This window comes from Acidovorax sp. ST3 (assembly GCF_003231145.1).
Taxonomy (GTDB): Bacteria; Pseudomonadota; Gammaproteobacteria; order Burkholderiales; family Burkholderiaceae_C; genus Acidovorax.
This window is the reverse complement of the sequence record NZ_QKVP01000004.1, coordinates 461,092-482,443: the sequence shown is the minus strand read 5'-3', so window position 1 is coordinate 482,443 and position 21,352 is coordinate 461,092. Positions and strand designations below refer to the sequence as shown.

The following is a 21,352-nucleotide window of genomic DNA, read 5'->3' as shown; positions in this document are numbered from 1 at the left end:
AGGAGTGCAAACGGTGGGCAAAGCCCAGCGCAGCGGTCCTGGCTAGGCGTTCCGTCGCAGGCAGTACGGGCAGTACGACAAGACGGAACAACGACGCCAGGAGGGCTTTTCCCGCCGTTTACTCGGCCGATGCGCCGGACTCTTTCACTACCTCACGCCAGCGCTTGATCTCGGCGGCGGCGAACTGGCGCATCTTGTCGGGGGTTCCGCCGTCGGGCGTGGCAGCCAGCTCCTGCAGGCGCGTGCGCACCTCGGGCTGGGCCAGCACCTTGTTCAATGCGGTGTTGACCTGCTCGATCACGGCGCGCGGCGTGCCCGCCGGTGCGGCCAAGCCAAACCACGACTGCACGTCAAACCCCGCATAGCCCGACTCGGCCAGTGTGGGCACATCCGGCAGCAGGGGCGAGCGCTGGGCACTGGTGATGGCAATGGCGCGCAGCTTGCCCGCCTGCACATGCGGCAGGGCCGACGGGGTGTTGTCGAACATCGAATCCACCTGGCCGCCCAGCAGGTCGGTGACCGCGGGCGCGCTGCCCCGGTAAGGCACATGCAGCATCTTGAGCTTGGACTGCATCTTGAACATCTCGCCCGAGAGGTGGATGGACGAGCCGCTGCCCGAGGAGGCAAACGTGATGCCGTCCTTGGACTCCTTGGCGTAGCGCACGTAGTCGGCCAGGTTCTTGATGGGCAGCTTGGGGTTGACCACCAGGATGTTCGGGATCTTGGCGATCATGCCGATGGGCTCGAAGTCCTTGACCGGGTCATAGCCCAGCTTGGGGTACAGCGTGGCGTTGATGGTGTTGGCGATGGTGAAGACGTACAGCGTGTAGCCATCGGCCGGCGCGCGCGCCACGGCCTCGGCGCCCACGTTGCTGTTGGCGCCGGCGCGGTTGTCCACCACCACGGGCTGGCCCAGCTGGTCGCCGAGCTTCACGGCCACCAGGCGCGCGATCACGTCCGTGGCGCCGCCCGCCGCATATCCGACGACCAGCTTGACCGGTTTGGTGGGCCAGCCCGAGGCATGGGTCTGGGCATGCAGCGGCAAGGCGGCGCCGCAGGCCAGGGTGGCTGCCAGCGCCAGCACGGCGCGGCGCGGCAGGGATGGCGAAACAGTGCGCTGGCCCAGCGCGGCGGGGGTGTGTTGGCTCATGGTGCTTGTCTCCGATGGTTCTTGGAAAAATGCGGTCTTGGCGCCCCGCCGCGTGCTCTGCGGCACACTGCGCGGTGGTTGCGTTGACGAACAAATTCTTTCCCATGCCCTCCCGACCTGCGAATTCAAACGTCCGCCAGACGGACGAAATTGTCCGCAAGCCACCGGCGCCAGAACCGGCCGACGACCCCGGCAGCCGCACACTGCGCCGGGGTTTGCAGGTGCTGGACGCCGTACTGGCCCACGGCCGCGATGGCGCGCGCGTGGTGGACCTGTGCCGTGCAGCCGCGCTGGAGCGCGCCACTATCTACCGGCTGCTGAGCACGTTGCTGGAGAGCGGCTACGTCGCACAACGGGGCCGCTTCCGGTACGTGGCAGGCCCCCGGCTGGCTGCTGCGGCCGAGCCTGCTGGCCAGCCCAACCTGGCCATGCGCCTGAAGCCCGTACTGGAGCGTGTGAGCCACGCATGCGGCGATGCTGCCTTCGCCATCGTGCGCGAGGGGCCCACGTCGCACTGCATCGCGCGGCACGTGGGCACACACCCGGTGCAGATGCTCGTGATCCAGGTGGGCACGCGCCAGCCGCTGGGCGTGGGCGCTGCGGGCCTGGCGCTGCTGGCCGCGCTGCCCGATGCCGAGATGCAGGCCTGCATCAATGCCAACGCGCAGGAGCTGCCGCGCTACGGCGGCATGACGCCCGAGCGCCTGCAGATCCTCGTGCGCGCCACGCGCGAGCGCGGCTGGTCGGTGGTGGGCAACCATGCCACGCAGGGCGTGCTGGCGGCCGGCATGGCCGTGCGCAACGCGGCGGGCGAACCCGTGGCAGCGATCAGCGTGGCATCGACCGTGGACCGCATGCCGCGCGAGCGCCAGCAGCTGATCGCACGCTGGATGCGCGAGGCGCTGGCGGCGCACCTGCCCAATGGCATCTGAGCGGGGCTGCGGCACACTCTGGCAAGCTGCCAGCGGGCGATGCCCGCTTGCTGGCGACCCGAACACCACCGAAGCGATTACTACAAAAATGATAGCTTTCAGCGATGGGTGGACAAGCGCCAGATGGCAATTTGGCTTGAAACCGATGCGTCCCCTGCATTTCCGCCACCCTGAGGCCCGCCCATGGAACTGAGACAACTGCGCTATTTCGTGCGCGTGGTGGAGCAAGGCTCCATGAGCCGCGCTGCGCTGGACCTGGACGTGGTGCAGTCCGCGCTCAGCCAGCAGATCACTCGGCTGGAGAGCGAGCTGGCCACACGCCTGCTGCAGCGCACGCCGCGCGGCGTGACCCCCACCGAGGCAGGGCTAGCGTTCTTTCGCGAGGCGCAGCTCACCCTGCGCCATGCCGACCAGGCCGTGCGCGCGGCGCAGCAGGCGCGGCTGTCGGGCACCGTCACCGTGGGGCTGGCGCCCACCACCTCGGGCGTGCTGGGCCTGCCGCTGATGCAGGCCATGCGCACGCGCTACCCCGACGTGCGGCTGCACATGGTGGAAAGCATGTCGGGCCACCTCACGGCCATGCTGCATGCGCGAGAGCTGGACCTGGCCGTGCTGTTCGACACCCGCCTGCACCAGGCGCAGCAGGCCACCGGCGCGCGTCGCTGGGACATGGCACCACTGCTGGAGGAGGACCTGTTCCTCATCTGCGCCCGCGGCGGTCCTGGCAACCCCTGTGGCCGGCAGCTGCCGGAAACCATCACCGTCGCCGAGCTGGTGCAGGAGCCGCTGATCCTGCCCACTGGCCCGCACGGCCTGCGCAGCACACTGGACACGGCCTTTGCCCGCGACCGCGTGGCGCCACACGTGGTGCTGGAGGTGGACTCGCTCGCCATGGTGATGGCCGCCGTGGACGCGGGCCTGGGCTCCACCGTGCAGCCCTGGGCCGCCATGGGCCGCTACCCGGATGCGTCAGAACGTTTTCAGTGCGCGCGCCTCACCGACGCGCCCGCGCGCCGCGTCAACCTGCTGTGCAGCCTGCCCGACGAAGAACTCTCGCCCGCCGCGCTGGCCGCACGGCTGGTGCTGGCGGACTGCGTGCGCGAATTGGTGACGAGCGGCCAGTGGTCTGGCACGACATGGATAGGCGGACAAGACACCAGCGCCTGAGCGGCCACGCCGCAGCTATCACGATCCGTGATACCCCCATGACCTGAACCCGCTGCACAGCGGGCCTGCGTCTCCCTACAGTCGCCATCACCCCGATGAACGACACGGCGACCACGCCAGGAGACACCCCATGGGCCCCACACCCCCTTCTTCATTCCCCCGCTCGCAGCACACCGCCGGGAGCCACCGGCCATGAGCGGCGATGCTGTGGTCGATGTGCTGGTCATCGGCGGCGGCAATGCCGCTCTGTGCGCGGCCTTGATGGCGCGCGAGGCGGGCGCCAGCGTGCTGCTGCTCGAATCGGCCCCGCGCGCCTGGCGTGGCGGCAACTCCGCTCACACGCGCAACCTGCGCTGCATGCACGACGCGCCGCAGGACGTGCTGGTCGATGCCTACCCCGAGGAAGAATTCTGGCAAGACCTGCTCAAGGTGACGGGCGGGTTGACCAACGAACACCTGGCGCGCCTGGTGATCCGCGCGTCGAGCACCTGCCGCCCCTGGATGCGCCGCCACGGTGTGCACTTCCAGCCCGCGCTGGCAGGCACGCTGCATGTGGCGCGCACCAACGCGTTCTTCATGGGCGGCGGCAAGGCGCTGGTCAATGCGTATTACCGCAGCGCGGAGCAGCTGGGCGTGCAGATCCGCTACGAAGCGCCCGTGGAGCGCATCGAGATGGAGGGCCCCCGCTTCGTCGCCGCCCACCTGGCCAACGGCGAGCGCATTGCCGCCAAGAGCTGCGTGCTGGCCGCAGGCGGCTTTGAATCGAACCGCGAGTGGCTGCGCGAAGCCTGGGGACAGAATGAGCGCGGCGAGTGGCCGGCTGACAACTTCCTGATCCGCGGCACGGCCTACAACAAGGGGGTGCTGCTCAAGCACCTGCTCGACGACCACGCCGCCGACCGCATTGGCGACCCCACGCAGGCGCACATGGTGGCCATCGACGCGCGCGCGCCGCTGTACGACGGCGGCATCTGCACGCGCATCGACTGCGTGTCGCTGGGCGTGGTGGTCAACCGTAACGGCGAGCGCTTCTACGACGAGGGCGAGGACTTCTGGCCCAAGCGCTACGCCATCTGGGGCCGCCTGGTGGCGCAGCAGCCGGGGCAGATCGGCTACTCCATCATCGACAGCAAGGCCATTGGCCGCTTCATGCCGCCCGTGTTCCCGGGCGTGCAGGCCGACACCTTGCCCGAGCTGGCCCAAAAGCTCGGCCTGCCCGTGGACACCTTCATGCGCACGCTGACCGGCTACAACGCCGCCTGCCGCGTGGGCCAGTTCGACCACACCACGCTGGACGACTGCCACACCGAAGGCGTGGCGCCCGCCAAGACACACTGGGCCCGGCCCATCGACACCGGCCCGTTCTACGGCTATGCGCTCAAGCCTGGCGTCACCTTCACGTACCTGGGCCTGCACACCGATGACACGGCCGCCGTGCGCTTTAACAACCAGCCCAGCCCCAACCTGTTTGTGGCCGGCGAAATGATGGCCGGCAACGTGCTGGGCAAGGGCTACACCGCCGGCGTGGGCATGAGCATTGGCACTGCGTTTGGCCGCATTGCGGGCACGCAGGCAGCTTTGGCCTCAAAACGCCCGGTAGCGCCAGTCGAACATGCCTCAAACGCTACAAAACAAGGAGCAAACCATGCAAACGCTTGAGGCCCTGACGCGCGACGCCCGGGCGCTGGCGAACGGCGACATCGTGCTGTCTGCACCCGAAACCGAAGTGGCGCGCCAGCTGCAGATCTGCAACGCCTGCCGCTACTGCGAAGGCTTTTGCGCGGTGTTCCCGGCCATGACGCGGCGGCTGGAGTTTGGCAAGGCCGACATCCACTTCATTGCCAACCTGTGCCACAACTGCGGCGCCTGCCTGCATGCCTGCCAGTACGCACCGCCGCACGAGTTTGCGGTGAACATTCCGCAGGCCATGGCCCAGGTGCGCGGCCAGACCTATGCCGACTACGCCTGGCCGCCCGCACTGGGCCAGCTCTACCAGCGCAACGGCCTCACGTTGGCGCTGGCGCTGGTCGCAGGGCTCACGCTGTTCCTGCTGCTGGCCGTTGCGCTGCACGGCCAGGGCATTGCCGCGCTGTGGCAGGCCCCCGTGGGCGGCTTCTACGGCATCTTCCCGCACAACCTGCTGGTGGGCTTGTTCGCACCCGTGTTCCTGTTTGCCGTGCTGGCACTGGGCCTGGGCGTGCGCCGGTTCTGGCGCGATGTGACGCCCGCCACCAGCGGCGCGCCGCTGAGCGCCCCCGCCACGGCCGAGGCCACCGATGCGTTGCTGCGCCTCAAGTATCTTGACGGCGGCCACGGCGATGGCTGCCACAACGAGGACGATGCTTACACCCTGTCGCGCAGGCGCATGCACCACCTCACGTTCTACGGCTTCATGCTGTGTTTTGCGGCCACCAGCGTAGCCACGCTGTACCACTACCTGCTGGGCGCGCCCGCACCGTACGACCTACCCAGCCTGCCGAAGCTGCTGGGCGGCGTGGGCGGCATCAGCCTGGCGATGGGCACCGCCGGCCTGTGGCGGCTGAACCTGCGCCGCCACCCCGAGCACGGCGACGCCGCGCAAAAGCCCATGGACCGCGCCTTCATCGCCCTGCTGTTCCTCACCGCCACCAGCGGCCTGGCGTTGTGGGCCGCGCGCGGCACTGCCGCCTTGCCGCTGCTGCTGTGCCTGCACCTGGGCGCCGTGATGGCACTGTTTGCCACCATGCCCTACGGCAAGTTTGCGCACGGCATCTTCCGCACCGCGTCGCTGCTGCGCCATGCGGTGGAGAAGCGCCAGCCCAACCCCATCGGCCTCGGCGCCGACTGATCCCCGCACCCACCATCCACGATGAAGGAGACCCCATGAAAAAACGCACCCTCTTGATGAGCGCGCTGGCCCTCGCCACCGCTGCCGCGACACTGTCTGGCGCAGCCCACGCGCAGGATTTCCCGCCCAAGAAGCCCGTCACGCTCGTCGTGGGCTTTGCCGCAGGCGGCGCGGCCGATGCGGCGGCGCGGTTGATTGCCAAGAAGCTGGGCGAGAACATCGGCCAGTCGGTGGTGGTGGACAACAAGGGCGGCGCGGGCGGCAACATCGCCCACCAGTTTGTGGCCAATGCGGCGCCCGATGGCACCGTGTTGCTGTTCGGCTCGGTCGGGCCGCTCACCATTGCGCCGCACCTGATGAAGCTGGCGTACGACCCCTTCAAGGACCTGGCACCCGTGTCAGGCGGGGTGAACTTTCCGAACGTGCTGGTGGTGCACAAGGGCGCGGGCGTGAAGACGCTGGCCGAGTTTGTGCAGCTGTCCAAAAAGAAGCCCGGCAGCGTGGACTTTGCCTCTACCGGCGCGGGCTCCGCATCGCACCTGGCGGGCGAACTTTTCAACCAGCGTGCAGGCATCGACATGGTGCACGTGCCCTACAAGGGGGGCGCTCCCGCGTTGCAGGACTTGCTGGGCGAGCGCGTCACCTCGTACTTTGCCGCGCCCCCCACGGCGCTGCCGCATGTGGAAACCGGCAAGCTGATCCCGCTGGCCACCACGGGCCTGACTCGACCCGCCTACATGCCCAATGTGCCCACCGTCGCAGAAGCGGGCTACCCCGGCTTCGAGGCACTGAACTGGTATGCCTTTGTGGCCCCGGGCAAGACGCCCACGCCGCTGCTGGACCACTGGAACCAGGAGATCGTCAAGGTTCTGAACGACCCGGGCGTGAAAGAGGCCCTGAACAAGCATGGCCTCACACCGCAGCCGACCACCCGCGCGGAGCTGACGGCTTTCATGAAGAAAGAGTCCGCACAGTGGGCGGCCATCATCAAGGAACGCAAGCTGACGGCGGATTAACAAGAGCCGGAACCGCGCTCGCCTCCACAGCAGCATCCGCCTGCACCAACCCATCGTCCAGCAACTGCGCGAGCCAGCCGCCGAGCACGGCAGGGTCGCCCTGCCACAGGCCGCTGTCCAGCAGCGTCGTACAGGCGTCGTGCACCGAGGCGCCGGCGTGCAGCTCCTGCACCCACGCGGCCTCGGCCGCGTCGAGCGTGCGAAAGTGCGGCTGGTGGCCCTTGCGCCAGATGAGCAACGTGGCCGCTGAAGGCAAGGCCACGGCCTCGGGCACTTCATCGTCGATATGGATGGCGTTCCACACCGCCACCACATTCGTCGTGACCGTGCGCATCAGCGCGCTGGGGTGCAGCATGCCGGCGCAGGTGGTCCAGTTGTGCGATGTCTGGGCCGCAGCTGCGTCCAGAACCGGCACGTCGGCACCGTCAAACCGGGTGCGCAAATCCCAGTCGAGCTGGGCCAGTTCGTGCAGCTCAGGGTTGTCGGGGTACTGCGCCTTGAGCGCTAGCACCAAGCCTTCGCCGTAGCGGTTCAGGCTGCGCGTGTGGGGAGGGTGGGCGACCGCGTACGCGTGGGCGTGCTCTTCAAAGGTGTCTGAGCCCATGTAGAGGCAGGTCTTGGCGTAGGTGTCGGCCAGCACCTCGGCCAGACGCGCCCGGTAGGCATGGTGGTAGATGGGCAGGCGGCCGGTGACGGGGTCATGGGGCGTGGCGGGTGGCAGCGCCTCGGCCAGCACCTGGTCGGCAAAGTGGCGCTGCACGGCGGCCAGCGGCACCGGGTCCACAGCGGGGGCCAAGGGCAACGCTGCAGCGGAGCCGACAGCGGCAGCGTTGGAGGGTTCGGGCGATGCCACATGTTCGGCAGCGATGCGCCGCGCCACCGCCATTTCATCGAGCAGCTCCGCCAGCGGCGGGATGTGGTCGTCGCGCTCGATCATCGCGGCCACGGCACCAAAGCGCTGGCAGGCGTGGGCGTACAGGTCCCACACCGGCTGCGCCACCGGTTGGTCGTGCGTGTCGATGATGTGGTCGCCATTGTCGCTGTGCCCGGCCAGGTGAATTTGCTGCACCCGGTGTGCGGGCAGGGCATGTAGATAGGTCAGCGGGTCAAAGCCATGGTTCACGCTGCTTACGTAGATGTTGTTCACATCCACCAGCAGCAGGCAGTCGGCCTCTTGCGCAATGTGGGCCAGAAACTGCCACTCGCTCGCGCTGTCGTGGCGGTAGCGGACATAGCTCGACACGTTTTCCAGCACCAGCCTGCGGCCCAGCACATCTTGCGCATGGCGGATCTGCGCGATCACGTGGCGTGCAGACTCGTCGGTGTAGGGCAGCGGGTACAGGTCATGCAACTGCTCAGGGCCGGGGCCTGTCCAGCACAGGTGGTCGGACACCCACAACGGCTCGATGCGGTCGGCCAGCGCCTTCACGCGCTGCAGATACGGCACATCCACGCCCTGCGACGCGCCGATGGACATCGCAACGCCGTGCATCGCAACCGGGTAATCGCGCCGAATGGACTCCAGCACCGCCAGCGGCTTGCCGCCGTCGATGAGATAGTTGTCGGTGATGATTTCCAGCCAGTCCAACGGCTGCTTGCGCGCAAGGAAATCGGCGTAGTGCTGCGTGCGCAGCCCCAAGCCAAAGCCGGTGCCGCGCGTGGCAATGGGTTCGTGTGCCATGACTCAATCAAAGGGATGCGCATCGGCCAAGTGCGATGCAACTGGCGCGACCCAAGGCGAGCACCGCCGCGCAAGGGCAGCCCCGCCGCGCTGGCGGTGTCCCCCTGGGGGGATGGCGCGCAGCGCCTCAGGGGGGCTTGTTGCCTTATCCCTTGATATCGCCGATGGTGCCCTTTTCCATCAGGCACTGAGCCGCTGTCTTGGCCTTGAAGCCGTGGCCCTTGCAGGCGTTCTGGCCTTTGCAGCTGTGCTCTGCCGTGGAGCAGTCGCTGTTGCCCTTGCAGTCGTGCACGTTGTAGCAGTGCACGGTGTCGTTGGCGCCAATGGCCGCGCCTTTGGCACCCTTGGGCAGATCCGCTGCGAAGCTGGTGGATGCCAGTGCCAGCAGGGCGGCAGACAGGGCAAAGGAGGCGGTGGACTTGGCTTGGGTAGACAGCATGGTGAGTAACTCCGTAAACGTTGAGGGATGAATGAAGCGGGTAGATCACGCTGCACAACTGAGCGCTCTCTGCCTGGTAATTCGTCCCCCGCGCACTGCGGGTTACATGCAGTCCAAAAACTTTTTTGCGTGGTGCCTCGGCGCTATTGCGCAGAAGGTTCGGTCACCGAAATGTCGGTGTGCACCAGCGTCAGCGGAAAACGCTGGCCCGCCAGGTAGTCCTCCAGGCAGCGCAGCAGCAGGGGGCTGCGATGGCGCTCGGGGCAGGCGCGGATCTCGTCGGCCGTGAGCCACAGCGTGCGCACGATGCCGGTGTCGAGCGTGCGCCAGTCATGGTGCGTGCCCAGCGTGCCCGCAAACGCAAAACGCAGGTAGGTGATGTCGTCCCCCGTGCGCGTCTTGGTGAAGCGGTTGAGGTACACGCCAATCAACGCTGTGGGCTCGAAGTCGTGGGCGGTTTCTTCCAGCACCTCGCGCGCGCAGGCCTGGATGGGCGACTCGCCCGGGTCCAGGTGGCCGGCAGGGTTGTTGAGCTTGAGGCCGTCGGTGGTTTCTTCCTCGACCAGCAGAAAGCGGCCATCGCGCTCGATGAGGGCGGCCACGGTGACGTTGGGTTTCCAGCGGTGGGGCATGGCGGGCATTATGACGAGGGCCGGTGACAGCGCGCCTACAAGGTCTAAGAACGTGTTGACGATCTCGCAGGGGATCGCGTTGGAGCGCAATCGGGATGAGTGGATGCTTCAGATGCGCCGCATGGGCTCATGCCCATGCAAGCAGCTGGGGCGTCCAATCACCCGATTTCGCTCCAACCCTTCGGGCAGTGGCCTTTGCGGGCGGTCTGCAGCGTTGCGGCGCTTGTGGATAGCCAAGCTATCCACTACGCACCGCGCCTTGCATCCCATACCCGAAAGACCGCTGCGCGACCCCTGGGAGATCGTAAACACGTTCTAAAGCGCTCGCGCCATGTACACGGCGCCGTCGCCGTAGCTGGCCAGGCGGGCCTGCTGGGTGGCGTCCTGCAAGGGGTGCAGTGCATAGCCCTGCCGTTGCCAGTAGGCCTGCGAGCCCTGCACCGAGACCAGCGCGCTGTGCCGCACCCCTTCTGCGCGGGCCTGCGCCCACAGGGGCTGCAGCAGCGCGTGGGCCAGACCTTGCCCCGCATGGGCGGGCAGCACGGCCATGTCGTGCAGGTACAGCGTGTCGGGCTCAGCAGCGGCTTCAAAGTCGCCATGCAGCGGGGTGACCTTGCCACGCACGCTGCGGTAGGCCGCCAGGTAGGCACACACCGCGCCGCCTTGCTCCAGCACCAGCGAGCAATTGGCGGGGCTGGCGAGGCGGCGGGCAAACACCTCGCCGCTCTCCACAAACCCTTCGCCATAACAGGCCAGTTGCACGGCCAGCAGGTCGGCCAGATCGCTCAGCGCCAGCGGGCGCACCACCACGGACATGGGAGAACGTCGCTGGGTCAGTGCGGCAGCACGGGCGCCTGCACGAAGTCGTCGAGCGACAGGCCCTTTTCCTTCAGCAGCGCCTCCAGCACGGGCTGCAGGCGGCCCAGGCTCTCCTGCACGGCCTCGCGCACGGTGTCCACCACCACCTGCGTTCTGCGCTCGATCTCGATGTTCAGCCGTGCGCCCACTGCTTTGTTTTCAAACACGGTGGCACGGCGCGTTTCGGGGATCATCCAGATCTCGAACCAGCCCTCTTGCCGGTTCACCTCGGCCACCGTCAGGCTGGCGCCGTGGATGGCAATGTAGCCCTTGGCAAACACATAACGGCGAAACGCCTCGGGCACAGCCACGCGCCACACCAGGTTGTTGTCAAACTCGCGCCGCTCAATGAGCGTGCCGGTGAAGTCCACATGGCCCGACAGCGGGTGCCCGCCGATCTCGGCCCCGTCCTTGGCCGCGCGCTCCACGTTCACGCGGTCGCCCTGCGCGTAGCTGCCCAGCGTGGTGATGTTCAGGCTCTGCAGCATCACGTCAAAGTTGGCCTGTGTGGGCGACAGGATCTCGGTGACGGTGAGGCACACGCCATCGGTGGCCACGCTGGCGCCAATGGCCAGGTCCTGGCAAAAGCCCTCGGGGAAATCGAGCGTGAAGGTGCGCAGCCCTGCGCGGTCGTGGATGGCGGCAATGCCTGCCGTGGCTTGGACGATGCCTGTGAACATGGTGGCGCGGTGTGTGGAACGTTGGAAGGGGAACCGGGAATTTTGCCACCCGGCCCCCACCGGCAGTTCAGCCGCCCACAGAACACGGCTCAGCCCAAGGGATACGCATTTCACAAATGCGGCGCGTGTTTTGCGACCACGTCCTGCAAACCAGCCGGGCTACCGACCACCACATCCCACGCCCAGGTGCCAAAACCCCCTTGTGCATTCACAGCTTGAACCCACTGATCCAGCGCTCGGCGCTTTGCCTGGTCTTGCGCAGAATCTTCGCCCTTGATTTCGAGAATGAGCGTCTTGCCCGAGCGAAAACGCAGCAGGAAATCCGGGATGAACTTGCGCTTGGTGCCATTCCACAGGTACAGCACATGAAAACCCAGGTGATCGTTCTTGACCCAGGCCGCCACATCGGCATGGGTCTCGGCCACATTCGCAGCGTACTTTTCCCACCCACTGTCCACCACGATATGGCTGATCTGGCTGTGCTGGGTCGGCTCGGCCACCCTTGTGGTGTACCAGGTGCGCATGTCCCGCGTGCTGCCCACTGGCCGCTCACCGTCAAACACGGCCTCCAGCCGGGTGGTGTTTTGCTCCACCACATGGCTCATCAAGTGCTGCACGATGGCATCCATGTGCATCGAGAACAAAATCCGCTTGCGCAATGGGTCCTGGTGAAACAGCGAAGGGATGTCGATCTTGTCCGAGGCCAGAAAGGTTTCGACCAGGCGCACCAGCTGGAACAACAAATACTCCCGCTGCCCCTTGAACTGGTCCTGCAGCTGCTCAAACGCCTTTTGCGCAGCCTTGAACACCAGGCGCTGCAAGCGAAACTCCTCAGGCAGCCTTTCCAGATCAATGGTCACGATCTGGCTCCAATCGGCCGCCCCTCCCAGCGCTGGGGCAATGTCCGCATGCAGCGCCACCTTGGCGGGGTCAATCGTGAGCGGCGGAACCTCGTTCCACGCCACCACCAGTTGCGGGCGCACCACCTGATCCACCCGCAAGATGTTGGGCCACTTGATTTCATACACCTGCCGCTCCGGCAGCGATTTGATCTGCACACTCGGCTTGGGTGGCGGAGGCGGTGTTCCACCGTCACCGGGTGGCATCGCCACCGACAGCGGCACGCCAAACACATTCACAAACTCCGGCGCATACAGGCCGGTTGCGGGGTCCACGTCATAAGCTACCCGGCGCAGCCCACGGCCTATCACCTGCTCGCACAACAACTGGCTGGTAAACGCCCGCAGGCCCATGATGTGCGTCACGGTCTTGGCATCCCAGCCTTCAGACAACATGGCCACCGACACCACGTTCTGCAGGTCTTGCCCAATCTGGTCCGGCTTGCCCACCGTGTCTACCAGCTCGCGCAACACTTCTTCTTTCTTGGTGCCGCTCGCCAGCCAGCGCTCCTTGCTGTTGGTGCCGATGCGCGCGGCCTGCACGATGCTGCGCAAGCGTGTGTCGTAGTCCTTGTCGGCACTGGCAGCCTCGCCCAGCTCTGCCTTCTCCAGCACCTTGGAGTCCACCCGCAGCGTGCGCGCAGCGTCATGCAGTTCGGTCCATTGGGCATGCCCTTTGGTGAAGTAATGCTCCACGCGCGCCGCTGTCTCGGTGCGGTTGCACACCGTCAACATCACGGGCGGCGACAGATGCCCCTGAGCCGCCCAGTCGGCAGCCGTTGCGCGCCAGTCGGCGCCCAGCAGCGTGTAGGCCTGCTGCACCAGCGCGGGCAAAGGCTCATGGGCCTCGGCCTTGCGGTTCAGGTCTTCTGCCACATCGGGCTCGCGGTACAGGTGGTACAGCTTGGGCCGCAAGGTCTGCGCATTGGGCAGGGCGTCGTCACGCACCACCACGCGCGGCGTCTTCACCAAGCCAGCCTCAATGGCGTCGTTCAAGCCAAAGTCCGACACCACCCAGGTAAACAGGCCCGCTTCGGTGTTGGTGCGCCCCGTGGGCGCAAAGGGCGTGGCCGACAGGTCAAAACAGCGCGCAATGCGCCGGGTCTTGTGGATGCGGTCCAGCCCCTCCACCCAGCGGGTGGCCTCGTCCAGGTCGATGCCAAAGGCCTCGGCATCGGCCTTGCTCACCTTGATGTCGGCGGGCTTGCGGTAGGCGTGGTGCGCCTCGTCGTTGATGACCACCAGGTTCTTGGCGTTGGCCAGCTTGCCCAGCACGCGCCGGGTAAAGGCTTCGTCGCTCTCCTTGCCCTTCTTGACTACAGAGCGTTCCTGCTCCTTCAGCGGCATCAGCGTGTGCCAGTTCTCGATCAGGATGTCCGCCTGGTTCAGCTTCTGCCGCAGGGCCTCGGAGGGACACAGCTCAAACTGGTCGTAGTAGTTGTTCTCGTGCCCCGGCATCAGCACCTGCAGGCGCGACTTCACTGTGAGGCCCGGTGCCACCAAAAAGATCGCGCTCGAATACTTGCGGGGTGACTTGGGATACGTCAGCGCGTTGAGCACCTGCCAGGTGATGATCATCGCCATCACCGTGGTCTTGCCGCTGCCCGTGGCCATCTTGTTGCACAGCCGCTCAAACTCGCCGCCGTCACCCTGGATGTAGATGCCCTGCCGGTATTCGGGCATCGCCTCCAGGTGCCAGATCAGCGTTTCAATGGCTTCGAGCTGGCAAAAGTAGAACGGGTACTGCCTGCGCGATACCTTGTCTTCGTCCCACCAGTGCTGCAGCAGCGCCAGCGTGACCGCAGTGGTGCCCGGCCAGCCATCGGCACGCCATTGGCGCACCCGTTCGCGGATCATGTCCACCAGCGGGATGGAGACCTGCCGCCGCGTGTTCTCGCGCGTGTCGATGATCTCGTAGCCCGCCGGGCGGCGCATGGGCTCGATGCGCAAGGTGCGGTCGGGGTTCTCGGCCCAGTGCTGCTGGGGTTCTACGAAGGCGCTGTTGATGATGAGGGAGTTCGGCTGCGCCATCAGATCACCACCCTGCTCTTGGGCAAGTCCATGCCGCGTGCTGCGAGCATGTTGGCCTCGCGGCTGCCAGGGCGAATCGCAACGTTGGCAGAAGCCAGCCAGTGGTAAGGCCTGCGCCCCTGCGCCACGCAGGCATCGGTCAAGGCCTTCAAAGGCTTGAATGAGGGCTGAGCGAGCTTGGCTTGCAACCAGTCCAGCTTGGCCAACATCGTTTTCACTTCGCCAGTGCTCGCGGCGGAATGCGGCTCAACCCACACAGCGCACTCTGGCTGGCCAGTGGCACGCACGCCCAGCCCAAAGTCCCAGCGGTTGGCTCTCCCTTCGGCACTTTCGAATGCGGCGTCCATGTCCACACTGCCAGTAAAGCGCGTCGTCGCCATCTTTCCGTCGATCAGGCCCCGGTAGCAGCCTTCGACGGCACCCTTACCGGGCTCCGACGTCAGCCCGGCAGCGGCCACCGCTTGCTCAAAGGCTGATGGAGCCGGTGCCGCGGCTGCTTTTTTGCGGGCTTCCTGCTTTTTCGTACCCATCAGGCCTTTACCCCCACTTTCGTGGCACGCGGGCGCCGCGTCTTCTTGGGTTGGGCCCCTGCCCGGTTCACCACATCGGCAATCACCTGACCCGTGCGGCTGGCAAAGCCCACCAGGCCGCCCCACTCGGCCTCGGCGGTTTCTTCCGACAGCGGGCTCAAGCGAGAAATGTCTTTCACCGCGTTGTCACGGCTGAAGAAATACACACGCATGTCCTTTTTCAGCACCGCTTTGCCCAGTTCGTTCGCGTAGCCGCTGGCACTCAGGTTCAGCAACTTGCGCACATCGGCCTCGGTGCCCCCCAGGTGCTTGAACTCCTGCAGCGCCCACACCAGGTCCAGCACCACGGGCGAGTGGGTGGAGAGCACCACCTTGTAGCCGCGCTTCATCAGCTCCAGCACCAGCAGCAGCACCGCTTCGATTCCCTGCGGGTGCAAGCCCATCTCGGGCTCTTCCACCACCACCCATTCAATCTCGTCTCTGCGAGACGTGCCCCCCGCCGGGCACAGCCAGTACAAGCCCAGCAGCAGCGGCGTGAACTCGCGCTGTCCCGCAGACCAAGCGGTGTAAGGCAGGCCCTCCTTGTGCCCCGGCACGTTCAACACCAGCCGCTTGGTGAAATCCTTGGAGTCCACCGACAGCTTGGCCGCACCGTACAAATGCTGGGTGATGGGTTTGCGCAGTGTTTCGTTCAAGCGATTGGGCTGTGGAAACAGCTCCCCCTTGGCCCCAAACTCGTTTTGCAGCAGGTCGTGCACCGTGTCGCTGAAGTAGCGCAGGGTGTAGGGGTCGCCATAGTCAAACTGCCCAAAGTTTTGCGTCATGCCGCGCGTGAGGCTCATAACGCGCTGGGCCGGTATGAAAAACAGCCGCTCCTTACGGTTCTGGCCCTTGCTGGGCTTGGCCAGCAAGGGTAGGGATGCCTCCTTGCCGTTCCATCGCAGCGTGGATTTGCCGGCCTTCCAGGCCGCCGCCATGCCCTTACCGTAGTAGCCCCCCAAAAAGGCGCTGGCGTCACCGTTGAACGACACGCTGTGGTGCCGAAATGTGTCGTGGATGTGGTCCCGGTCCAGCACCAGCTTGAGCGTCTGCAAAAAAATGCTCTTGCCCGTGGCCTGCGGCCCCACGATCACCGTCAGGTCGCCAAACGTCACATCGGCCGCCTGGATGGGCCCCACCTGCTCCATGCGAAGCGTGCAACTCTTCTTGCTTTTCTTAGGCGTCGCCATCACTGGCCTCCTTGCGTGCTCGCATCCAGCCGCATCACTTTCAGCGACTCAATGCCCCGGTCATCCACAATCTTCACCGCCACCATGCGGTTCTCGCCCGCCGGGAACGGCAGCGACACCGTGCCGGTGAAGGCCTGCAGCCGCTCGGCGTCCAGCTCGGCGCGGATGTCCTTCTTCAGCTTCATCCAGCCCTCGTCCTTGCCCGCCATGGGGAAGAACACCTGGTGCGGGAACAGGCTGCGCCCGTCGTAGTCGGTATCCAGCTGCCAGGCCGCAATCTTGGCCTTGCCGCCCGACACCAGCTCGCCCTTGGCGGTGTCGAAGTAGTCAAACCCGTTCACCTCCACCTGCCACAGGCCATCCGGCAGCGGTGTCAGCAGCACATCGGGCTGGCCCATGAGCCAGAAGCTCTGGTTGCTGCTGCGCGCCTTCTTCAGGTCTTCGGTCAGCAGGTCGGTGTTCATCTGCGCCTTCAGCGCGGTGATGCCCTTGAGCGCATCAATGTCCTTGGCCGCCTCGGGGTCGAAGGCAAAGGCGCAGAACACGATCATCTTGGGGCGGGGGAACAGCTCGCCCGCCTCATCCAGCGCGCGCTCCACCTGGCGCTGCTCCAGTGCGCCGTGCTCGGGGCCAAAGCTCACCACCACACGTTCTCCTGTGTCCAGGCTGCCTGTGGCGTGCAGGCTGGCCGTGCCGGGCAGCACCTCCAGCTCGGCAAAGCGCAGCATCTGCCCGCCCTTGCCGCGAATGCCGGTCTTCAGCAGCTCGTCGCGCCAGGCGTGCTGGCGGCTGGTGTGGCCGCTGCGGGCAATGCTCATATCGGCCAAATCGGGCCCTGGCGCTTGCCCCGCTTGCGCAGGCAGCTCCTCTAGTGATAGCACGGTGGGGAAGGGCACGGCCTCTACCGTGAACGGGCCGCTCACACGCAGCTTGGCCTTGTCGCGTTCGGGCTGGTCGTACAGGGTTTCGTTGTCGGCATTGGCGGCAATGCTGCGGTCCATCTCGGCCTGCATCTTTTGCCGCGCGGTGTGGAAGGCGGCCAGCGGGGCTTGCAACTCCGCCGCCCAGTCGGCGGGCGGGTCAAACGGCACCTCCCATTCCTGCAAGTCCTGCCCTTGCAGGCCCAGCACCAGCTTCTGGCCCTTGCGCGCGCCCTCGGTCACCGGGTAAGGCATGGCCGGGGCATGCGCCTTGAGCGCCGCATTCAGCGCCGCCAGCGCCGATGCAATGGCCGGGTGCATGCGCTCATAAATCGCGTCGATCTCGGCATTGTTGGCAATGCTTTTGAGCGTGACGTGCGGCACCGTCTTGTAGATGAAGCCGCCCCGCAGCCCCTCGTGCGGGTAGCGCAGCGCAAAGTAGTCAAAGCTGGCCGTCATCAGCCGCTGCTTGGCCAGCGTGATAGCCACGCGCGAGGTGTCGCAGGTGATCCAGCGGCGGCCCCATTTTTCGGCCACATAGGCGGTGGTGCCGGAACCGCAGGTCGGGTCCAGGACCAGATCGCCGGGGTCGGTGGTCATGAGCATGCAGCGCTGCACCACGGAGAGAGCCGTCTGCACCACGTAAACCTTGTCTGAGGTTCCAGCTACGTCAGACCAGACATTCGATATCTCATACGCCGGAAAATCATCCAGCAACCGCTTGTACTGAAGCGTCTTTCTTCCGGCACTGATTCGGCCTGATCGAATCAATCTCGGAAACCCCGCCTCACCTGTCTTCCAATATCCACCGCTTGGCACCCAACTTCCACCCTGAAATTCCACAGGAAAGAAGCCAGGCGGCCTGTTGGAAACCAATGGCGACCAACGGAAGAACTTTCCATCCTTGTCCGTCAGGTTGTATCGCTCGCCCGAACCATGGCCCTGTCCGACCACTTTGTCGAGATAGAGCTGCCTGTACTTTAAAGACGGCTTGTTTCTTGCGAACCAGATGCAGTAGTCAGCGATATTCGCCAACAAATCCGAAGTCTGTCCACCAGTTTTCTGAACCACAACAACACTTAGAAAGTTGTCTGCGCCGAAGACCTCATCCATGATCTCCCGCACGTGATGCAAGTTCTCATCCGAAATCTGCACAAACACACTGCCCGAATCACTCAACAACTCCTTGACCAATAACAGCCGGTCCCGGAGATACGTCAGGTACGAGTGAATGCCCAGCTCCCAGGTATCGCGGAAGGCCTTGATCATTTCGGGCTCTTGCGTCAAATCGGCATCGGCCCGGTCTTTCACGTCGCGCTTGCCCACAAAGGGCTGGAAGTTGCTGCCGTACTTGATGCCGTAGGGCGGGTCGATGTAGATCATCTGCACCTGCCCGGCCATGCCTTCCTTGTGCAGCAGGCTGTTCATCACCAGCAGGCTGTCGCCAGCCACCAGCCGGTTGGCCCAGCCCCGGTCGTGCTTGTAGAAGTCCAGCGCCGAGCGCAGGGGCACGCTCTCAAACGGGGCCTCGAACAGGCCGGTTTGGTACTGAAAGTTATGGAGTTTTTGGCCGCTAGCGCTTGCTGCGCTTGCGCTGGCAGCTCCTGTTTTCATAGCGTTTTGCCGTTTGCTCACGCTGCTCAGGATGCTCATGGCGTCGATGCGCTCGTGCACGTGCAGGCTCACGGTGTCCACGTCAAAGCTGGTGCGCTCGGCCTTGCCTGTCCATTGCAAATAGGGCGCGCCCATGCGCTGCAGGGTTTGCAGGGCGTGGCGCATGGCGGCGGGGTCGTTGCCGGCCAGGGCGTCGGCAATCAGGGCGTCGGCCTGGGCGCGGGCGGTGTCGAACTGCAGGGCCGGGTCCAGGTGGGGGTCGTAGGCCCAGCGGGTTTTGGGCTGTTCGGGGTCGCTTTCGGCGTTGACCAGGCCGACTTCGGGGTTGTTTTTGCGCCGGTCGGGGTGGCGGTAGGCCAGCACCTGGGCCTCGCCCGTGTCGGGCTGGCTGGGGGCGGGTTTGGCTTTGGCCTTGGCTTTGGTGGGGGCTGCCTTGGCGGGTTTGCCAGCGTTGTCGGCGGCGGGGATCGCTGTAGAGGCCACGGGCGCACCCAGCGCAAAGTCGGGGCGCGTGGCGCCGGTGGCGCGTGCGGTGGAGCCGCCCCGGCCTTTGCCTTTGACGGCCTGCCCGCTGGCCACGAGCGCATCGCGGGCGGCCTGGAAGTCGGCGTCGGTGGCGGGCGGGGTGGTGCCTGCCTGCTGCGCCTGGGCCAGAAACTGTTCCAGCAAGCTGGTGTTGCCGACCGTGGTGTGGTCTGCGGGCAGCAAGTTAAGCAGCAGCGCCTGCAACTGCTGCGTTCGTTCGTTGGACATTCGCCCGTTCCCTCTGGTCTCAAGAAGAGGGAAGTTATAGCAGGACATCACGGCCCGCCAACGCTTTCAATGCCCTGGCAGTACACGTTACGCGCAATGTGGCGCAACTTGGCGCACCTTGGTAGGGATTGCGGAGCGAGGGGTTGCGCCTGGGTGCTGCGAGCCCGCCCAGGCGCAGTGGCAGCGCCGGGTTACTTGGCGCGCAGCAGCTCGCCCACTTCCAGCAACACCAGCTCGTTGTCATCCGCCTTGTTCGGGTCACGGCTGCTGCTGAAGGGCAGGTTGTTGTCGTTGCCCACCACGATGTGCGAGCTGTCCACGATGTCCACGTTCTCGATGGTGAAGAACGGGAAGGTGAGCACGCCGTTGTTCAACGGCTTCCTGGCCAGGCGCTTCGGGTCCTGGATGTTCATGAGGTCGATGTAGCCCACCTTGCGGATCTCGCCGCCCACGTTGGCGTCGCTCATCTCCACCTTGTAGACGCGCTTGAACTTGGCCAGGTCGTGGAAGCAATCCGTGCGCTTCTGGCCTTCGGGGCAGGCTTTGTCGGCCGTGCCTTCGCCGTTGTCGCGCTCGATGATCAAACCGGTCGTGTTGTCGATCATGTTGAAGTCGCCAATGGCGTGGTGGTTGGCCTCCAGCACGTACTTCCAGCGGCGGCCGGTCCATTGCTCGGTCTTCACGTCAAATTCGAGCACGCGCAGGTACTGCTTGCCGCCCACGTTTTCGTACGCCTTGGCGCCGTCGTTCCACAGCGCGCCTTCGAGCAGCGCATAGAGCTTGCTGCCGTCCTTGCTGGAGGCCATGCCTTCGTAGCCCTTGGAGCGCTTGACTTCAAACGGCGTGGGCTTGGCATCGGGCGCACCGGGCATGAGCACGCCAGGCGCATCGGGCGAGCGCACGACCTTGCCATCCACCTGCGTCTCGAACACGGCCAGCACCTTGCCGTTCAGGTCGGCCTTGATGAGGAAGGGGCCAAACTCTTCGCCGATCCACAGTGCGCCACCGGCGAACTGGAAGCTCTCGGGGTCAAAGTCAGCGCCGGTCAGGTAGCGCTTGTCGGTGCCTTCGTGGGTGATGCGGAAGGGGATCTTCTTGTCGGGGTCGTGCAGGAAGACAGTCTTGAGGCGGTTGAACTGGCCGCTTTGGAAGTCCACGGTGTAGTGGCTCAGGTGCAGCATGAAGTCGGGCGAGTTGGCCTTGGAGCCCGCGCCGTTGTCGGTCAGGATCCAGAACGAGCCGTCGGCCATGCGCTTGATGCCCGAGTGGCCCTGGAGGGGCTGGCCCTGGAACGGCAACGACACACCCGTGTCGCGGCCGCCCGACTGGCCCATCACGCTGCCCACGGCGTCCACACGGCGGGGGGTGGTGAACTTGCCGGCCACCTGCAGGTCTTGCGGCGCGTCCTTGGGCGCGGCAACCACGGTGAGGGCGGGCATCACGGCGTGGCCGGCCAGGGTGGCGGGGTAGGCCTGCTGGGCGATGGCGGGGGTAGCGGCAGCGCACAGCAGCGCTGCGCAGGCGGCAATTTGGGACAGTCGGGACATGGTGGTCAAGGGGAAGAGAGCCAAAACCGTGGACGATGCCGCCGCCCTGTGACACCGCCATGAAAGGCCGTTCTCCAACGCCCCCACCAGGCAACGCCGGATCGGGCACACACCAGGGACCTGGCCAGGGACCTTTTTCCGCTGGCAGGAGTCACACCCACCTCACCCCACCCGCACAGCCTGCGCACCCCGCCATGGAAACCCTCTCTGCACTGCAATCCCTCGGCCTGGAGCTGCCCAGCCCGGCCTACATCGTGGGGGCCATCCTGTTTGGCCTGATCGGCATGGCGGCGTACTGGCACGGCAAGCGTGCGCAGCAGCCGCGCACGCGCTGGTGGGGAGTGGCGTTGATGTTTTATCCCTACGTGGTCTCGGCCACCTGGCTGCTGTATGCCGTGGGCGTCGCGCTGTGCCTGGGGATGTGGTGGGACAGACAGCGCGGTTAGT

General features: G+C 65.7%; 17 protein-coding genes. 6 read left to right on the top strand and 11 right to left on the bottom strand.

Features of this window, described 5'->3' with window-relative positions:
- Window positions 1-118 precede the first annotated feature (118 nt).
- On the bottom strand, window positions 119-1,150 hold the full coding sequence (locus DNK89_RS14880; RefSeq protein ID WP_110960724.1) for a tripartite tricarboxylate transporter substrate binding protein: 1,032 nt from the start codon (window positions 1,148-1,150) through the stop codon (window positions 119-121).
- A gap of 104 nt (window positions 1,151-1,254) precedes the next feature.
- Here DNK89_RS14880 and DNK89_RS14875 point away from each other — a divergent pair, with 104 nt between their 5' ends.
- The 5 genes from DNK89_RS14875 (at window position 1,255) to DNK89_RS14855 (ending at window position 7,092) form a co-directional block, all read left to right on the top strand.
- The gene (locus DNK89_RS14875; RefSeq protein WP_110960723.1) at window positions 1,255-2,082 is read left to right on the top strand and encodes an IclR family transcriptional regulator; all 828 of its coding nucleotides are present in this window, start codon (window positions 1,255-1,257) and stop codon (window positions 2,080-2,082) included.
- Between the two features lie 183 nt (window positions 2,083-2,265).
- A complete protein-coding gene (locus DNK89_RS14870; protein WP_110960722.1) occupies window positions 2,266-3,249 on the top strand; it encodes a LysR substrate-binding domain-containing protein in 984 nt (327 codons plus the stop codon).
- 192 nt (window positions 3,250-3,441) lie between these two features.
- Window positions 3,442-4,908 (top strand): FAD-dependent tricarballylate dehydrogenase TcuA, encoded by a 1,467-nt coding sequence (gene tcuA / locus DNK89_RS14865; protein WP_110960721.1) that lies wholly within the window; start codon window positions 3,442-3,444, stop codon window positions 4,906-4,908.
- Window positions 4,895-6,076, top strand: coding sequence for a tricarballylate utilization 4Fe-4S protein TcuB (gene tcuB / locus DNK89_RS14860; protein WP_110960720.1), 1,182 nt, complete (start codon window positions 4,895-4,897; stop codon window positions 6,074-6,076). Before tcuA ends, tcuB begins: the two co-directional genes overlap by 14 nt.
- Before the next feature lie 35 nt (window positions 6,077-6,111).
- Window positions 6,112-7,092, top strand: a complete 981-nt coding sequence (locus DNK89_RS14855; protein ID WP_110960719.1) for a tripartite tricarboxylate transporter substrate binding protein — start codon at window positions 6,112-6,114, stop codon at window positions 7,090-7,092.
- Here the strand turns inward: DNK89_RS14855 and DNK89_RS25035 are convergent.
- The 10 genes from DNK89_RS25035 to DNK89_RS14800 all read right to left on the bottom strand — a co-directional run bounded on the left by DNK89_RS25035 (window position 7,064) and on the right by DNK89_RS14800 (window position 20,905).
- Complete coding sequence (locus tag DNK89_RS25035; protein WP_161958943.1) at window positions 7,064-8,773, bottom strand: DUF692 family multinuclear iron-containing protein; 1,710 nt, start codon at window positions 8,771-8,773, stop codon at window positions 7,064-7,066. The genes DNK89_RS14855 and DNK89_RS25035 overlap by 29 nt on opposite strands.
- A 145-nt stretch (window positions 8,774-8,918) precedes the next feature.
- Window positions 8,919-9,212, bottom strand: coding sequence for a hypothetical protein (locus tag DNK89_RS14845; protein ID WP_082522271.1), 294 nt, complete (start codon window positions 9,210-9,212; stop codon window positions 8,919-8,921).
- A 143-nt stretch (window positions 9,213-9,355) separates the two neighbouring features.
- Complete coding sequence (locus DNK89_RS14840) at window positions 9,356-9,844, bottom strand: NUDIX hydrolase (protein ID WP_110960943.1); 489 nt, start codon at window positions 9,842-9,844, stop codon at window positions 9,356-9,358.
- Window positions 9,845-10,159: 315 nt separating this feature from the next.
- A complete protein-coding gene (locus DNK89_RS14830; protein WP_110960718.1) occupies window positions 10,160-10,660 on the bottom strand; it encodes a GNAT family N-acetyltransferase in 501 nt (166 codons plus the stop codon).
- Between the two features lie 17 nt (window positions 10,661-10,677).
- Complete coding sequence (locus DNK89_RS14825) at window positions 10,678-11,382, bottom strand: riboflavin synthase subunit alpha (RefSeq protein ID WP_110960717.1); 705 nt, start codon at window positions 11,380-11,382, stop codon at window positions 10,678-10,680.
- Window positions 11,383-11,492: 110 nt separating this feature from the next.
- Complete coding sequence (locus tag DNK89_RS14820) at window positions 11,493-14,312, bottom strand: BPTD_3080 family restriction endonuclease (protein WP_110960716.1); 2,820 nt, start codon at window positions 14,310-14,312, stop codon at window positions 11,493-11,495.
- Complete coding sequence (locus DNK89_RS14815; protein ID WP_110960715.1) at window positions 14,312-14,842, bottom strand: hypothetical protein; 531 nt, start codon at window positions 14,840-14,842, stop codon at window positions 14,312-14,314. The genes DNK89_RS14820 and DNK89_RS14815 overlap by 1 nt, the downstream gene beginning before the upstream one ends.
- The gene (locus tag DNK89_RS14810) at window positions 14,842-16,071 is read right to left on the bottom strand and encodes an AAA family ATPase (RefSeq protein WP_203422289.1); all 1,230 of its coding nucleotides are present in this window, start codon (window positions 16,069-16,071) and stop codon (window positions 14,842-14,844) included. The genes DNK89_RS14815 and DNK89_RS14810 overlap by 1 nt, the downstream gene beginning before the upstream one ends.
- Complete coding sequence (locus DNK89_RS14805; RefSeq protein ID WP_110960713.1) at window positions 16,071-19,358, bottom strand: site-specific DNA-methyltransferase; 3,288 nt, start codon at window positions 19,356-19,358, stop codon at window positions 16,071-16,073. The genes DNK89_RS14810 and DNK89_RS14805 overlap by 1 nt, the downstream gene beginning before the upstream one ends.
- 191 nt (window positions 19,359-19,549) lie before the next feature.
- Window positions 19,550-20,905, bottom strand: a complete 1,356-nt coding sequence (locus tag DNK89_RS14800) for an esterase-like activity of phytase family protein (RefSeq protein WP_203422288.1) — start codon at window positions 20,903-20,905, stop codon at window positions 19,550-19,552.
- Window positions 20,906-21,099: 194 nt separating this feature from the next.
- Here DNK89_RS14800 and DNK89_RS14795 point away from each other — a divergent pair, with 194 nt between their 5' ends.
- On the top strand, window positions 21,100-21,351 hold the full coding sequence (locus DNK89_RS14795) for a hypothetical protein (protein ID WP_110960711.1): 252 nt from the start codon (window positions 21,100-21,102) through the stop codon (window positions 21,349-21,351).
- The last annotated feature ends 1 nt before the right edge of the window (window position 21,352 follow it).

Bases quoted from the DNA above. Each gene is read 5' to 3' on its own strand.
- DNK89_RS25035 (WP_161958943.1), bottom strand. From the start codon at position 8,773: ATGGCACACGAACCCATTGCCACGCGCGGCACCGGCTTTGGCTTGGGG.
- DNK89_RS14800 (WP_203422288.1), bottom strand. From the start codon at position 20,905: ATGTCCCGACTGTCCCAAATTGCCGCCTGCGCAGCGCTGCTGTGCGCT.
- DNK89_RS14875 (WP_110960723.1), top strand. From the start codon at position 1,255: ATGCCCTCCCGACCTGCGAATTCAAACGTCCGCCAGACGGACGAAATT.
- DNK89_RS14840 (WP_110960943.1), bottom strand. From the start codon at position 9,844: ATGCCCCACCGCTGGAAACCCAACGTCACCGTGGCCGCCCTCATCGAG.
- DNK89_RS14870 (WP_110960722.1), top strand. From the start codon at position 2,266: ATGGAACTGAGACAACTGCGCTATTTCGTGCGCGTGGTGGAGCAAGGC.
- DNK89_RS14855 (WP_110960719.1), top strand. From the start codon at position 6,112: ATGAAAAAACGCACCCTCTTGATGAGCGCGCTGGCCCTCGCCACCGCT.
- DNK89_RS14810 (WP_203422289.1), bottom strand. From the start codon at position 16,071: ATGGCGACGCCTAAGAAAAGCAAGAAGAGTTGCACGCTTCGCATGGAG.
- DNK89_RS14825 (WP_110960717.1), bottom strand. From the start codon at position 11,382: ATGTTCACAGGCATCGTCCAAGCCACGGCAGGCATTGCCGCCATCCAC.
- tcuA (WP_110960721.1), top strand. From the start codon at position 3,442: ATGAGCGGCGATGCTGTGGTCGATGTGCTGGTCATCGGCGGCGGCAAT.
- DNK89_RS14820 (WP_110960716.1), bottom strand. From the start codon at position 14,312: ATGGCGCAGCCGAACTCCCTCATCATCAACAGCGCCTTCGTAGAACCC.
- DNK89_RS14845 (WP_082522271.1), bottom strand. From the start codon at position 9,212: ATGCTGTCTACCCAAGCCAAGTCCACCGCCTCCTTTGCCCTGTCTGCC.
- DNK89_RS14795 (WP_110960711.1), top strand. From the start codon at position 21,100: ATGGAAACCCTCTCTGCACTGCAATCCCTCGGCCTGGAGCTGCCCAGC.
- DNK89_RS14830 (WP_110960718.1), bottom strand. From the start codon at position 10,660: ATGTCCGTGGTGGTGCGCCCGCTGGCGCTGAGCGATCTGGCCGACCTG.
- DNK89_RS14815 (WP_110960715.1), bottom strand. From the start codon at position 14,842: ATGGGTACGAAAAAGCAGGAAGCCCGCAAAAAAGCAGCCGCGGCACCG.
- tcuB (WP_110960720.1), top strand. From the start codon at position 4,895: ATGCAAACGCTTGAGGCCCTGACGCGCGACGCCCGGGCGCTGGCGAAC.
- DNK89_RS14805 (WP_110960713.1), bottom strand. From the start codon at position 19,358: ATGTCCAACGAACGAACGCAGCAGTTGCAGGCGCTGCTGCTTAACTTG.
- DNK89_RS14880 (WP_110960724.1), bottom strand. From the start codon at position 1,150: ATGAGCCAACACACCCCCGCCGCGCTGGGCCAGCGCACTGTTTCGCCA.